This window comes from Bartonella sp. LJL80 (assembly GCF_054871565.1).
In genome coordinates this window covers 64,616-79,833 of sequence record NZ_JBTXLM010000001.1, presented here as the reverse complement: position 1 = coordinate 79,833, position 15,218 = coordinate 64,616, and the positions used below count along the sequence as shown (strand labels likewise).

Here is a 15,218-nt window from a genome sequence, read left to right as displayed (position 1 = left end):
ATACTTACCTTTCGGCGTCGTTTCCAATCACCTTTTTGTAAGCTGACCGACCAGTATTTGATGCAGGGGGATAAACACACCTCTTGACGACCGCAACGCAGCCTGCCAGACAGAGAGTATGCGTGCCAATTACAGACTTCAGAGGCTTTATACCGACAGCGCTTTGGCGCTGAACGGGCAGGTGCAGCTTGTTGACCAACAGGCCCATTATCTGACACATGTCTTGCGCATGAAAGAGAATGCCGATCTGCTTCTGTTCAACGGATCTGACGGCGAATGGCGCGGCAAAATCATTGCGTTGAAAAAGAAGCATGTCACAATCGCGCTTATAGCCCAAGAAAGGCCGCAGCCGCGCGCCGGCGATCTTATTTATTGTTTTGCGCCGCTTAAACATGCGCGTCTGGACTATATGGTGCAAAAGGCAGTCGAGATGGGGGCATCAACATTGCAACCTGTTATGACCCGTCACACGCAGGTTGCACGGCTGAATGAAGATCGTATGCGCGCCAACATCATTGAAGCTGCAGAACAATGCGGTGTTCTGTCGATCCCCGATTGTGCCGCCATGGTGGATTTACCCCAGCTTTTGCAACAATGGCAATCAAACCGCCATTTGATATTCTGTGATGAATCGGCACAAACACAAAATCCATTGCTGATTTTACAAAAGATGCAGCCGGCGCCGCTCGGCGTGTTGATTGGTCCTGAAGGCGGTTTTAGCGAGGAAGAACGGCTATTGCTTAAAGGCTATCCGTTTGTCACCTCAATCCCGCTCGGCCCAAGAATTTTAAGAGCTGATACAGCCGCTGTTGCAGCACTTGCTGTTGTTAATGCGGTACTGGGCGATTGGTCGGACACATCAGCCCCTTGAAACGCAACTAAAAACAGTTCACTTAATAACACTTGATAAAGGTGAATGGACGGTGTGATTCATGGCGCGTGATACGACAGACGAAACGGCGGTTAACAATTTCGATGATCTAGTCAACTATCTGGCTGAAGGTTGTAAGCCTGCCGAGAAATGGCGTATCGGCACCGAGCATGAAAAGTTTCCGTTTTTCATCGACGGCAATCGTCCGGTTCCCTATGGCGGCGAAAAGGGCATCCGTGCATTGCTAGAGGGGATGCAGGCCATGCTCGGTTGGGAACCGATTATGGACGAAGGCAACATTATCGGACTTGTGGAGCCAACAGGGCAAGGGGCAATTTCGCTCGAACCCGGCGGCCAGTTCGAACTATCCGGTGCTCCGTTGAAAACGATTCACCAGACCTGTCGCGAGGTTAACGCGCATCTGGCGCAGGTTAAGGAAATTGCCGAACCGCTCGGTATCGGTTTTCTAGGAATTGGTGGTAGCCCGAAATGGCGGTTGGATGAAACCCCGCAAATGCCAAAATCACGCTATCAGATTATGACCAATTACATGCCAAAAGTTGGGCAACACGGTTTGGATATGATGTATCGAACATCAACCATTCAGGTCAATCTGGATTTTGCTTCTGAAACCGATATGCGACGAAAAATGCAGGTGTCGATGAAGCTGCAATCGGTTGCAACGGCCTTGTTTGCCACGTCACCTTTTACCGAGGGAAAACCCAACGGTCTCTTGTCATGGCGCTCTGAAATATGGCGCGATACCGATAACCAGCGTTCAGGGGTGTTGCCGTTTGTTTTTTCCGATAATTTCGGCTTTGCCGACTATGCGGCATGGGCGCTCGACATACCGATGTATTTCGTGGTTCGCGATGGGCATTATCATGATTGCACTCATGTGACATTCCGCCAGTTCATGGATGGAGCCTTGAGAGGCGAAATCGCCGATCCGGTGCCCAATATGGGCGATTGGGTCAACCATCTTTCAACCCTGTTTCCCGAAGTGCGTTTGAAACGCTTTCTTGAAATGCGCGGTGCCGATGGCGGACCATGGCGTAGAATTTGTGCGCTTCCGGCTTTTTGGGTCGGCTTGCTTTATGACGATGAAGCATTGTCGCAAGCTGAAGCCATGACACGCGATTGGACATTTGAAGAAGTCCTGGACATGCGTAACCATGTGCCTAAACTTGGTTTACAAACGCCATTCCGCCAGACCACTATCCGGGAACTGGCACGTCATGCGTTGGATATTTCACGTAAGGGCTTGCAAAACCGTCGTCAGCTTAATGCCGATGGGAATGACGAAAGCCGTTTTCTGGATCCTTTGGAAGAAGTGGTGATAATTGGTAAAACCGATGCCGATCGTCTCTTGTCTAAATATCATTCTGTCTGGGGTGGATCGGTAGAGCCGATCTTCCTGGAATATGCCTATTAGAGCAAATTTTCTCTATGTTGAATCATCGTTTGTCTCCAACTCGCTGTTTTACCGCAATTCTTATCCGATAGGAGCAGGAGAGAGTATTGATCCAGTGATCGATTCTCCTCGGATGCGCTTCATACTTATCGGGAATTGCTCTAGAGCGGTTCCCGATTGGTGTAAAACATCAATCGGATAAGATACCGCGACGAATTTAAAGCTTGAGACGCGCCGGGCGGATAGCATCAGGTTGAAAAACGCTCTAGAAGCTTGAAACATTTCGGCGGTTGAACGTGTATTGTGCGTAGGCTGTCGAAGAACTTTTTCTGCCGTCAGTAACCAGCTTGTTTCATTTATCTATCTTGCGATCTGCGTTGAAAGGTGCTCGGCCTGCGACAATTTATCCGGCCGCAATCCTGCTTAAAGGCATTGTCAGCCTGTTTTTGCAGCGACGAAATCCCCATATCTTTATTGAAAGATCAAGCAGGAAAGGGATTTTCAATGCATCATGTCGATATTCCATCAATGGGCGCGTTCAATAAACTTCGCGAAGTGAGAAGCGATGCCTGTGTGTCGATCTATCTGCCGACGACGCCGATCACCTCGGAAATTGGCGCATGTAAAATTGAATATGCCAATCAAGTGAAAGAAGCTCTGGCACAATCGGCTTCGTTGCTGGACAAGAGGCGCCTGGCGGATTTGGAAGCGCTGCTGACCAGCCTTTCTGAGGATGAAGAATTCTGGTTGAAACAGGCGCGAACGCTCGCGGTTCTAGCGACGCCTGACAGAATCTGGACATTCCGTTTGGCTAATAATCTAAAATCCGTGGTCGAGGTTGCAGACAGATTTCTTTTAAGCCCGCTTTTGCGTTCCATTACTTTCGCTCATACCGCGCATGTGCTTGCCATTTCGGAAAATACCGTCAGGTTGATCGAGATTGCCAGCGATATCGAGCCTTATGAGGTCAAAGTGCCGAACATGCCGAAAGACATGAACAGTGCTACCGGCACAGGTAATGAAAAGGTCGGTGCCAACACCCATGCGCGCTTGACGCAATATTGCCGCCAGATCGATTCTGCTTTGCGCCGCTATCTGACCAATTCCGACATACCTTTGATTGTCGCCGGCAGCGAACCGGTTTTGAATGCCTTCCGCGCCGTTTACAATGGCCATGACCTTATCGGGGAAATTGCCAATGCCGGTCTGGATCGGGCGAATCCGACGGAAATTGGTGATCTGGCCCGTCCGGTATTGGATCGCTACTATGAGCGCCAAATTGCCGATATTCGTGCTCGTTTTGAAAAACTGGTCTCTGAAGGGCGTACAACCACTGATATTGCTTTGGCAGCACGCGCTGCAACATTTGGCCAGATCGACACTTTGCTGGCCGATATGGATGAAATGATCCATGGTACGGTTGACGAGGAAACCGGTGCTGTAAGTTTTGGCGAGGAAGGGCCGGACACGTACAATATCATTGACGAGATTGCAGGACGCGTTCTTGCCAATGGCGGTAAGGTTCTCGCAGTGCGCAAAAGCGATATCCCGCAACAACAGTCGCTTGCAGCAATCTTTCGCTTTGCTGTCTAAAATACGAGCGAAGAAGTGCAAGGCGCGTGCCCGATTTCGGGCACCGCCGTGGTTTTATACCCGTATATCCGGCTTGCTTTGCCTGATCTTGCAATACGCAAAATCATGCCGCCAAACCACCGCATTGCACCCTGAGCAAATGAGGATAGCGACTCTATAATATATCTTCATCAAAAAGCCCGGACAGATGAATGTGTCCGGGCTTTCTTCGATATCATAAGATGAAAAATTTTAGAGCGCTTTTCGACCTGATGCTATCCGGCAGGCACGTCTCAAGCTTTTGATTTGTCGCGGTATCTTATCCGATTGATGATTCACATCAATCAGGAATCGTTCTAGCCGCCGCGCGTCCGGCTTTGGCCATCACGGGCAGGCTTGAAATTCGGATCCAGAGACACTGCCTTGGTATAAGAATTGAAGGCGCGCTTCTTATCGCCGCGATGTTCGTAAACCATGGCCTGATTTGACCAGCTTTCGGCAATATTGCCATCAAGGCGGATAGCCGCGTTAAAGTCATCAAAAGCATTGTCCCAGTCGCCAAGTGCGACATATGAAATGCCGCGGCCATTATAGGGGGCGGGGGCATTTGGCTGGCGCGACATTGCTGCACCAAAATCCGCAATGGCTTGCTGATGCTGGCCGCGCGCCTGTTCAATCAATGCGCGGTTATGCCATGCGCGGCCATCCGTGGTGCCGCCCTGAATGGCCTGATTATAATCGTTGAAGGCCTGATCGAGCTGGCCGTTCAAACGATAAACATTACCGCGCCCGATAAGAGCGACGTCATAGCTGGGATTAATCTGTAATGCCCGATTATAATCGGCAAGAGCAGCAGCATTATTGCCCATATTACGATAAATCAAAGCGCGATTGGCGTAAGCATTGTAGAAATTGGGATTAAGCTGGATGGCAGTTGTGAAATCGGCAATCGCCTCTTTTGAACGCCCCGCCCGCCCATAGGCCGAACCGCGCACATTATAACCCGACGGGTCGCGCGGATTGCTATTGATAACGGAGGTAAGCGAAGCGATGTTTTCTCGAGAACCCTGCGCAACGTCTTCAGGATCCAGCACCGCATGACTTGATGTACAACCTGCCAGAACAACAGCACCGAAAAGAAACAAACTTGCTGCTTTCAGTTTTTTCATATGATCCGATCCCGTTTCAGGCCTATAACGTTCCGTATCGCACGGCGCCAATGATAATAAAAAAGTGGAAATGCCCAAGGCATCTCCACTTATATACAGGCAAAAAGCTTAAAAATATATTCCTGTCCGTCCTGTCATCTTATCAACGATATTCCAGATTGAACACCAAGTCTTCAAAGATGAATAGAGGACGGATGAGACAGCAATTAGCGTGCAGCAGAACGACCGCTAACCAAACCCTCGCGCTGTGCGCGCTTCCGGGCAAGCTTACGTGAACGACGAACAGCTTCAGCCTTTTCACGGGCGCGCTTTTCAGACGGCTTTTCATAATGGCCACGCATCTTCATTTCACGGAAGATGCCTTCACGTTGCATTTTCTTTTTCAGCGCACGTAGCGCCTGGTCAACATTATTATCGCGAACGAGTACTTGCACGTTTTATCCTGCTTTGTTTCGATGTCTAAGTTAAATGGGTAAAACCCAAAACCCTTTACCTGAAAGGTAGAAAGGCAAGTCATTGCGGGGCCAATACCACATAAAAGGCAGTCTTGTCTATAAGGCTTTTGAAAAACACGTTCATTTTATCGATTGTTGTAAGCTCGATTGGGGATAGATGAACCGACTGATATCTCGCTTATATGGTTGGGAGTATTACAATATGGCGGCAAGATTATCGATTTAAGCCGAAGAAGTTCACCTATCGTCGCTATTTGCATTGTGATGAGCACAAGAGAAGCAAGCGAAATGGGTAATGTTGTAGCTTTCCCTTGCAGTGTAAACAAAAAGTCTAGAATAGCGACCGGTGAAATAAGCTGTTGTATTTTTTTTGGTTTTTTCGAAATACACATGCAGAATTCTTATTGCTTAAATATAGTTGATAATTTAGCTGGCAAATAAAGAATTGTAATTCAATAAGGTTGTGATTAATATTTTTAAACGTAAAAGTTGTAATAACCAATTATACGATTTGGACAATAATATTGTGTCATAATCGGCACATCAATTTAAATTTGTCCCAATTTGGCATTGATCGCCTTTACGACTCTTGTTCATTGTGTCTGTAAACGTTATAAGTCATGCGTTGTTTTGCGCCGCACCGACATCGTGTCGCGTATTACTATTGGGTCATTGGGTCTACATGCAGGGGTTTTTACATGCGCGATCAAAGTCGTTTGCTGGCTGGGGCCAGTGCGTCAGCTATTGTAGTTGGGCGTAAATCCATTCCTTTAAAAATGATCGCGACAGTAGGTGTTCATTTGTTGATGGCGCCAGCCTTTTTGCTCGCTGGAGGTGCAATGCAGGCGGATGCAGCATCAAATTGCAGCTCGTCCGGCAATTGGGTTGGTAGCGGAACAAGTGTGACAGGAGGCGGCACCTGTCAGCTGAATGATGGCAACGGGCTTAACGCTGTCGATAATGATGGCAATTCGGGCAATGCCGGTGCAGCCATTGTCAGTGGTGACAAGGTACGGCTTGAGGGAAATTTTTCGCAGGTCGATAGTGGCGCCAAGGTTGAGGAAAATGATCCTTTATTATGGAATGATTTGACACCAGCCGACTTTATCGTCGCCACAGATCCGACTGATCCAAATTATGGTAAGACCCAACAGCAACTATATGATGCTTTCAATGCCTATCGCGAGTCGATTAAAGGTAATACGGTTGAAGGTGTCTATCGTGGTTCAATGGAAACAATCGTTGCGAAGGACCAAATCACCGGTAGTGACGTTAATGTGAACGTTTATAAGAATTTCAACGTTTATACATCAGGGCAGGCCAGCGCCAACGGTTCGATCAGTCCTTCAGGTTGGAAGATATCGGCTGGCAACAATTATTATGCGCCGGACTACCACATGGTGCCCGATGGGCAAGGCGGCCAGAAGCTGGAAGTCATCGGTAACAATCCCGGTTTGAATCTCGCAAAAGTCGAGGGTGGCGGTGAGCTCGATATTGATATCGACGGCAATCTTGATGCGCGTGTCAAATACGGCAAAATCTTTATGGCTGAAGACAATTCAACCCTCAACTGGGTACATGAAGGTGTGACCAATATTGATCTTAGTGCGGAGGAATACACCAACCCGCAGGACAAATATGTCAATATCAATGTTATTAACCCGACATCTGATCCCAAGAATTTTCCAGCTACGGTTTCAACAAGTGATGGCCGTGTTTTCACTATCCGTGCCACCAAGCCGGATCCTGAAGATTCTACAAAACAGATATTAGATGCCGAGAAGACTGCCGCCAATATTGCGGCTTACAATGATTATCTTGTCTCGGTTCTCAAGAGCGGCGATCAGACGTGGATGTTGAACCAAAATCAATACAATACGGCAATCAATCAGGCGTTTCGCTATGATCCGTCAGACCCGCCGGAAGCGGCCAATGAGAGCAAGCAGTGGAAGGTCAATAATCCCGGTTTTCTTGATCCGAGCGACGAGCTTCTGATTCAGAATGGTTATACTTGGTATGATCCTGCCACAAACATATTGTTTGATGTCAACCAGTCTGTCTTTCAGATGAAGGCGGATAATTCGACCATCAATCTGACAGGTGGCTTGGGTATCAAGGCATATGGCGATAAAAGCGGTTACATAATCGCCGAAAACAACACATTAAATGTCACTGGTCAGGATGCGACAGTGCTGTTGGATGGCGCAACCGGCCGCAATGAAGGCAAAATTATTGCCAATTCAAATACGGCGGTCAACATCATCAATGGCGGCGGCCTCAATGGCGTCAATGCCGATAAAAACAACGAAACATTTATCAATGCTGAAACCGGCACATTGCAGGGTTCTGTTGGTATTTATGTGGAAAATGGCCGTTCCGACGGCGAGGTCAGTCAGATCGTCAATAAGGGGACGGTCAATGGTACCTATCAGGGAATCAATGTTGTGGGTTCTGGAAAAATCGCTCTGACAAATAGCGGTACGGTAAACGGGCAATATGATGGTGTTGTGCTCGCAGGGACGGGAGAAAAAACGCTGGTGAATACCGGCGAAATCAACTCGGCCTACGGTAATGGCGTTCGTATGAACAATAAGGATGCCAAATTTACCAATGAAAGCGGCAGTTCTATCAATATCGGTAAAACCCAGACCGGCGGGCAAGGAACTGCTGCCAACAGTTACGGTATCATCCTGGCAGAAGGCAATGCAGAAAACGCCGCCGGCGCTACCATCAATATCGGTGCGCAGACCCAGGGCGTCGTGGGTATGCAGATGGTGCAAGGAACCAATGCCGCCAGTATCACCAATAACGGTGTTATCAATATTGAAAGTGGATGGAATGTCAGCAATGGATTCCGCCAATATATGAGCTATGGCATTCGGGCCGTTGGCAATGGCGCCAAGGGTGGAAACCGAACTGTCACCAATAATGGTACGATCAATGTGGATGGTATGAATTCTACCGGTATTGGCGCTATCGATTATACCATTGACAGTTCAGGCAACTATGTCGGGTTGGGTGGGACCTATGTAAAGCTTGACAGCTCCAGCGTGATCAATATCGGTGAAAGCTTCGAGGGCAAGATAAACGGTCAGGACGTTTTCTATCGCAATTACGGTGTATATGCCGATGGTGACGATGCCTTGATCGACCTTGATGGCAAGGTCAACATGACCGGCTACGGTGTTATCGGCGTCCATGCGCGTATGGGTGCTACAGTGTCCATTGCCTCGACAGCAGAAATCAACACCGCCAATCCAACCGGTACATTATATGAAATAGCGTCTTATGATGTTTATGGACGTCCGGTTTACAAACTCGATTCGAGCGGTAACAAAATTGCGTTGCGTGATGCCGATGGCAACATCATGACGGGAAACGTTGATGCCAACCAGATTGGCTATTTCATCTATGGTCGTTCAACCGATGGCTCGACAAGCTCCAGCATTACAAATCTTGCCGATAGTTTGACGCTTTCTACCCAGGCTTCGACATTGTTCCGTATTGAAGCAGGTGCCGAATTTATCGGCCGCGGGCAAACGTTGCAGGCATCGTCAGATGCTGCCTATTCCACATTGATCGTTGGTGTAGGCCCCAACAGAAACCGCGCGGGCAATCTGATTGCCGGTGATCCGACAAAAGTTGTAACCAATGACGCCCGGCTTATTCTTGACGGGCGCGGTTCGATCGGCGTTTTCATCGGTGGTGGCGCAAATGGCACCATATCGGATGCTGAAAATTCAGCAAACGGTACGGCAACGGAAATTCTATTGAATGGCCGTAATTCGATTGGCGGCGTCGTTGACGGGCGTTACCAGCTGATTGATGAAAGCTATGTCAAAACATCCTCCGGTAAAGTAGTCGAGTGGAATGGCGAAAACGGTTTAAGCCAGACAACTCTTACCAATTATGCCGATGTGAGAACCGGCGACGGTAGCAACGGTACCGGTATTGGCGAAGATGTCACCGGCTTTATCACCCGAAACGGTGGCTTGTTGGCCAATTATGGCAATATCGAATTGATGAACGGTGAAAATAACACCGGTATCCACATCCTTGAACATGGGCGATTGCAGAACCACGAAGACATCCATGTCGGCAGCGGTGTCGGCATCCACGTCGAGGGTGAGGCGGGAGCGGTGGTTGCCGCGCAGGTCGAAAATAAAGGCAATATTGTCGTCGATGATGGACGGGCGGGATTGCTTCTCGACAATGGCGCTTACGTGTTGTGGCAGAGCGGCGGCGGCATTGACGATGCTATCGTTGCAAAAGGTACAGCAAACGGTATCGAACTTGCGGCGGCCTATACCGACAGTCTTGGTCGGCAACATGGCAAGGCTGCCGGTGTTTCCATCGGCGTTAACCGTATTGATGTGCAGGGCACTGGCAACGGCGTGGAAAATGGTTCGGAAACCAATTATATTTCTTTTGATGAAACTGAAATCAATGTTGGCGGCAACAGCGCCGGTATTCGCACCGCCGTTGCCTTGGTTGACAAGGTTCTTGATAAGAACATGGCATTGACCGACAATAACTCTATTGTAACGATCAATGTCAGCGGCAATGCTGTTGGTTATGATTTCCGCGCATCGGATGCCAATGGCGGCCTTGCCAATCTTCTAACCAACGATACAGCCGTGTCTACGGGGTATACGGTCAACGTTTCCGATAATGGTATTGGTTTGCGCACCAATACGAGCGGCTTTGTTTATAATGAAGCAACTGTTTCCATGGATGCATCTGCCCATAATGTCGGTTGGCTTGCCGGCACTGCTTATAAAGCAGTCAATGCCGGTACAATACGCTCTGATAGCACCAATGCGCTGTTGGTTGATCTTGCCAACCGTACGTCGACTGCGGGAGAAGGTATCAGCGGTGTAAAGTTTTATAATATCGGAACATTGCAGGCGGCCAATCGCGATACGCTTGCGGTACGCGGCTCCAACTATGATGATCTTTTGATGTTTACCGGCAATGTCGCCGCTGCCGGCTCGGTTCGCGGTGTCGTCAATGCCGGCGAGGGATCGGACACGCTGATTTGGGATGCCGGTGCTTGGGATGGCTCCTTTACAATGGGTGGCGGTGAAAACAACAAAGCGCGGATTGATGGTGGTTTTGGAATTGACACATCACGCTTTTCGCGTGCCGAAGGCTCTAGCGGCGATGGCGATATTCTTGTTCTGGCCAATCTCGGTGTTCTACCCGACAGTGCGACTTTCTCAGGCGGTTCGTTTGATCAGGATGATCTTTCACGCGGGGTGAATTTTGGCAATCAATGGGAAAATATCGCACTGCAAAACACCCAATTGCACCTGACCGGAAACATTGCACTCGACCGGAATGGCACGCTCACGATTGATAAGACCAGTCGTATTTATGCCGGTAATCTTTCCAATCTCGGCGTGTCTGCGGTGGGTAATCTGGTGGTTACCAATGCCGGTGCCATTGATCTTACTCCGACACCTGACGGGCTTTACGACCGTGGCGCTGCCGCTTATCGCGATCGCTTTACCATTAAGGGTGATTATGTCGGTGCGGGCGGCGAAATCTGGTTGGATAGCTATTTGGAAACCGATCGGGACTGGTGGAATATCGCGCCGTCTGACCAGATCATCCTTGATGGCGGCCATGCTTCGGGCACAACCGCTTTGGTGATCAATGGCCACGGCGAACGCGGACCCGGCGCTTACACCTATTATGACGGTATAAAGGTTATTGATTCCAAAAATGGCGCCACAACCACCGATGATGCCTTCATCATTTCCAGCAAATCGCAGACCTATCAGGCAACACCTGATGGTCGTGGTGCGGTGATGATTTACGGTTCGGCCTATGTCTATCGTCTTGAAAAAGGCAGCCCCGGCACAACCAATCCGGCCGTTATGACCGATGTTTACCTTGATCAGGACTGGGCCAATGATTGGTACTTGCGATCGGGCCCGTACCATCCCTTCTATAAAAGTACGATACCGGTTTACGAAGCCTATCCGGTCATCATGACGGAATTGGCAAAATTGCCGACATTGCAGCAGCGTGTCGGTAATCGGCAATGGATCACACCGGGTGAAAATGCCGGTGGCTATCGCAATAATTTTGGCGAAACAAGCAGCGATCTTTCCGTATCTGCGCCGACGGCTTTGAATGCGCAGGGGCGTGGTTTGTGGGTACGTTGGGAAGGTGCCAGTTCCCGTGCCGATCCGCGACGGTCATTTGCAGGTGCTCACAGCACCAGCCAATATATGAATTTCCAAGCCGGTGTGGATTTCCAGATCAACGATGAGAATGCAACAGATAGCTGGATTGGCGGGTTGGAAGTGCATTATCGTACGGGGGAATCCAAGGTGCGTGGCTCTATCTATGGCTCTGGCCGGTTGAAGCCGGACGGTATCGGCTTCGGCGGTACTTTGACATGGTATAGCGCGAACAAAACCTATGTCGATTTGCAAAGTGCGGTAACGTTCTACAAAACAGATATTGAATCGGATTGGACCGATCTGGACGGTAAGGACAATGCACGGGGTGTAAGCTATGCGCTCTCGGCGGAAGTCGGACATGCCTTCCAGCTCAACCAGCTTTGGGCGATAACACCACAGGCGCAAATCCAGTGGTCGAAGTTCGATATGAGCAGTTTCCAAGATAAAATGGAAGCTGAAATATCCCAGCTGAGCGGCGGTGACAGTTTGGTGACGCGTGCCGGATTGGCATTGGCCAAGGAAAATGCTTGGACGAGTGTCAAGGGCGACATGCGTCGTTATTATGGTTACGGCATTGCCAATCTTTATTATGAAAGCTTGGGCGATAGCCGCGTGGAAGTTTCTGAACTGCAAGTGTTTAACAGTCCAGACCGCTGGTCCGGTGGTTTGGGCTTCGGCGGTTCTTACAACTGGGGTAATGACAAATATGCGCTTTACGGCGAGGTTGAAGCCCGTTCCAGTCTCGAAAACTTTGGCGACAGCTATAGTTACGGTGGAACCTTCGGGTTCCGGCGGTCATTCTGATTATCACAAGCAAAGTAAAAGGCCGGTCATTGATCGGCCTTTTTTACGCGCTGTCGAAAGTGGTTTCCGCCAGATTGGAGCGGTATCCGATTGATGGGAATCATCAATCGGATAAGATACCGCGACAAATCAGAGACTTGAGACGCGACGGGCGGATAGCGTCAGGTCGAAAAACGCTCTAGAGCAATTCCCGAAAAATGTGAAACGCATCCGCAGGAGAATCGATTCACTGGATCAATTCTCTATCCTGCTCCTATTGGATAAGAATTGCGGTAAAACACAGAGTTAGAGCAAATCGATGGTTCAATATTAAGAAGACTTGCTCTAGCGGTTTTTCTTGAACGCATCGGCAAGTGCCGAACCGAAACTGCCCTGTTGGGAAACGGGTTTTTCCGGTTTGGCGCGGGGTGTCTTATCCCGTGCCGTATGTGATGGCATGGCATCGTTATTCTTGCGCATTGTCAAAGAGATGCGTTTGCGCGCGGCATCGACTTCCACCACCTTGACCTTGACGATATCTCCGGCCTTTACAACATCGTGCGGATCGCTGACATAACGGTCGGCCAGTTGGGAGATATGGACCAAACCGTCTTGATGCACACCAATATCGACAAACGCCCCAAATGCCGCGACGTTTGTAACAGTGCCCTCCAATTCCATGCCCGGTTTGAGGTCTTTTATATCATCGATACCGTCAGCAAAGGTTGCCGTTTTAAACTCTGGTCGCGGATCACGACCGGGCTTTTCCAATTCACTGATAATATCCTTGATTGTCGGCAAGCCGAAACGTTCATCCATGAACTGACGCGGATCGACTTGCTTCAGCTTGGCGGTATCTCCCATCAAATCGCGCAGATCGCGTCCGCAAGCCGATACGATTTTGCGGGCAACGCTATAGGCTTCTGGATGGACGGAAGAGGCGTCAAGCGGCTCATCCCCATCAGGGATGCGTAAGAAGCCGGCACATTGTTCAAACGTTTTAGCACCAAGCCGCGGCACCGATTTCAAAAGATTGCGGCTTTTGAACGGACCGTTTTCATTGCGATGAGCAATGATCGCTTCAGCGAGCGATGAACCGAGGCCCGAAACGCGCGCCAATAATGAGGCCGATGCCGTATTCAGGTCAACACCGACAGCATTAACCGCATCTTCCACCACGCCATCAAGCGCACGGGCAAGCTGGAATTGATCGACATCGTGCTGATATTGCCCCACGCCGATCGATTTCGGTTCTATCTTGACGAGTTCTGCCAACGGATCTTGCAGGCGTCGGGCGATGGACACCGCACCGCGCAGGGACACATCAAGGTCAGGAAATTCTGCCGCTGCCAATGATGAAGCAGAATAAACAGATGCGCCTGCCTCAGAAACAATGACTTTGGTCGGTTTTGGCGCTGGGATCATGCTGAGAAGATCCGCAACCAACTTTTCTGTCTCGCGGCTTGCAGTGCCATTGCCGATAGCAATGAGATCAACCTTGTGGCGTGAAATCAACGCAGCCAACACAGCCTGTGCTCCATTGACATCATTGCGCGGTTGAAAAGGATAGATGGTTGCCGTTTCCAACAATTTGCCGGTACCGTCAATCACCGCGACTTTCACGCCGGTGCGGATGCCCGGATCAAGTCCCATTGTGGCGCGCGATCCCGCAGGTGCTGCAAGCAAAAGATCTTTGAGGTTGCGGGCAAAAACGCGTATAGCCTCCTCATCGGAGCGTTCACGCAGATCACGCATAAGATCCAGCGACAAATGGAGTGATAGCTTGACGCGCCAAGCCCAGAGCGCGACATCGGAAAGAAAAAGATCGCCCGGCAATGACGCACCAATCTGATAGGCGTCCTTGATAAATTTCAATACCGGTTTTTGTGCGACAGGGAAATCTTCGTCAATTTCTATATCGACATTCAAAATCTCTTCATTGCGGCCGCGCAACATGGCCAAGGCACGATGGCTGGGCACATTGTTCCATTTTTCTACATGGTCGAAATAATCTGAAAACTTGGCGCCGGCCTCTTGCTTGCCATCAATAACACGGGCATGCAAAAGTGCATTGGCCTGCATGTAATGGCGCAAACGGCCTAAAAGCTCGGCGTTTTCAGCCATTTCTTCGGCGATAATATCGCGCGCACCGTCAAGCGCGGTTTTGATGTCGGTAATTGCCTCACTGAGATAGGCACTGGCAAGGTCTGCCGGATTTTGGCCGCGGTCCGCCAAAATTGTTTCAGCCAATGGCGCCAAGCCATTTTCCCGCGCAATCTGCGCACGGGTGCGACGCTTCGGTTTATAGGGAAGGTAAAGGTCTTCAAGTTCTGACTTCGTTGTAGCCTTAGTCAACGCCGTTTCGAGCTCTTCTGTAAGCTTGCCCTGCTCGCGAATGGATTGGATGATGGTTTCGCGACGGCTTTCCATTTCACGCAGATAAGAAAGACGCTCGGCAAGGGTGCGTAACTGAGTATCATCCAACCCGCCTGTCACTTCCTTGCGATATCGGGCAATGAAGGGAATTGTCGCACCTTCGTCAATCAGACCGACTGCGGCATTGACCTGTTCCGTACGTGCGCCGATTTCAGCGGCAATTGTTTTGCAAATAAATTGCGCAATGTGTGTCATCATATTCACCAGATTCGTATTGGTCCCGACCTTACGGATCACCACGCATAACGCAACCACAATAGCGTGATGAAGCCGGTTTTAGAATTTTTTTCCTTTGTAAACGCTGTGTGCATTCCTATCTTTCTT

The 15,218-nt window shown here is 49.6% G+C and carries 7 protein-coding genes; 4 read left to right on the top strand and 3 right to left on the bottom strand.

Annotated elements, in window-relative coordinates; translation table 11 throughout:
- The first annotated feature begins 118 nt into the window (after positions 1–118).
- From ACYSNS_RS00350 to ACYSNS_RS00340, 3 genes are all read left to right on the top strand, one after another.
- A complete protein-coding gene (locus ACYSNS_RS00350) occupies positions 119–871 on the top strand; it encodes a 16S rRNA (uracil(1498)-N(3))-methyltransferase (protein WP_461721147.1) in 753 nt (250 codons plus the stop codon).
- 61 nt (positions 872–932) lie between these two features.
- Positions 933–2,306: a glutamate--cysteine ligase gene (locus tag ACYSNS_RS00345; RefSeq protein ID WP_461721146.1), complete on the top strand. Its 1,374-nt coding sequence runs from the start codon at positions 933–935 to the stop codon at positions 2,304–2,306.
- Between the two features lie 483 nt (positions 2,307–2,789).
- Entirely contained in the window at positions 2,790–3,878 is a 1,089-nt protein-coding gene (locus tag ACYSNS_RS00340) for a baeRF11 domain-containing protein (protein WP_461721145.1), read from the top strand.
- A 335-nt stretch (positions 3,879–4,213) separates the two neighbouring features.
- Here the strand turns inward: ACYSNS_RS00340 and ACYSNS_RS00335 are convergent, their stop codons facing one another.
- Positions 4,214–5,026 carry a tetratricopeptide repeat protein gene (locus tag ACYSNS_RS00335; protein ID WP_461721144.1) on the bottom strand — a complete coding sequence of 271 codons (813 nt, stop codon included), beginning with the start codon at positions 5,024–5,026 and terminating at the stop codon, positions 4,214–4,216.
- A gap of 206 nt (positions 5,027–5,232) precedes the next feature.
- A complete protein-coding gene (rpsU, locus tag ACYSNS_RS00330; RefSeq protein WP_461721143.1) occupies positions 5,233–5,460 on the bottom strand; it encodes a 30S ribosomal protein S21 in 228 nt (75 codons plus the stop codon).
- Between the two features lie 719 nt (positions 5,461–6,179).
- Here rpsU and ACYSNS_RS00325 point away from each other — a divergent pair.
- Complete coding sequence (locus ACYSNS_RS00325) at positions 6,180–12,479, top strand: autotransporter outer membrane beta-barrel domain-containing protein (protein ID WP_461721142.1); 6,300 nt, start codon at positions 6,180–6,182, stop codon at positions 12,477–12,479.
- Positions 12,480–12,803: 324 nt separating this feature from the next.
- Here the strand turns inward: ACYSNS_RS00325 and ACYSNS_RS00320 are convergent, their stop codons facing one another.
- Entirely contained in the window at positions 12,804–15,089 is a 2,286-nt protein-coding gene (locus tag ACYSNS_RS00320; RefSeq protein WP_461721868.1) for a Tex family protein, read from the bottom strand.
- Positions 15,090–15,218: the final 129 nt, after the last annotated feature.

Bases quoted from the DNA above. Each gene is read 5' to 3' on its own strand.
- ACYSNS_RS00350 (WP_461721147.1), top strand. From the start codon at position 119: ATGCGTGCCAATTACAGACTTCAGAGGCTTTATACCGACAGCGCTTTG.
- ACYSNS_RS00345 (WP_461721146.1), top strand. From the start codon at position 933: ATGGCGCGTGATACGACAGACGAAACGGCGGTTAACAATTTCGATGAT.
- ACYSNS_RS00340 (WP_461721145.1), top strand. From the start codon at position 2,790: ATGCATCATGTCGATATTCCATCAATGGGCGCGTTCAATAAACTTCGC.
- ACYSNS_RS00335 (WP_461721144.1), bottom strand. From the start codon at position 5,026: ATGAAAAAACTGAAAGCAGCAAGTTTGTTTCTTTTCGGTGCTGTTGTT.
- ACYSNS_RS00325 (WP_461721142.1), top strand. From the start codon at position 6,180: ATGCGCGATCAAAGTCGTTTGCTGGCTGGGGCCAGTGCGTCAGCTATT.
- ACYSNS_RS00320 (WP_461721868.1), bottom strand. From the start codon at position 15,089: ATGACACACATTGCGCAATTTATTTGCAAAACAATTGCCGCTGAAATC.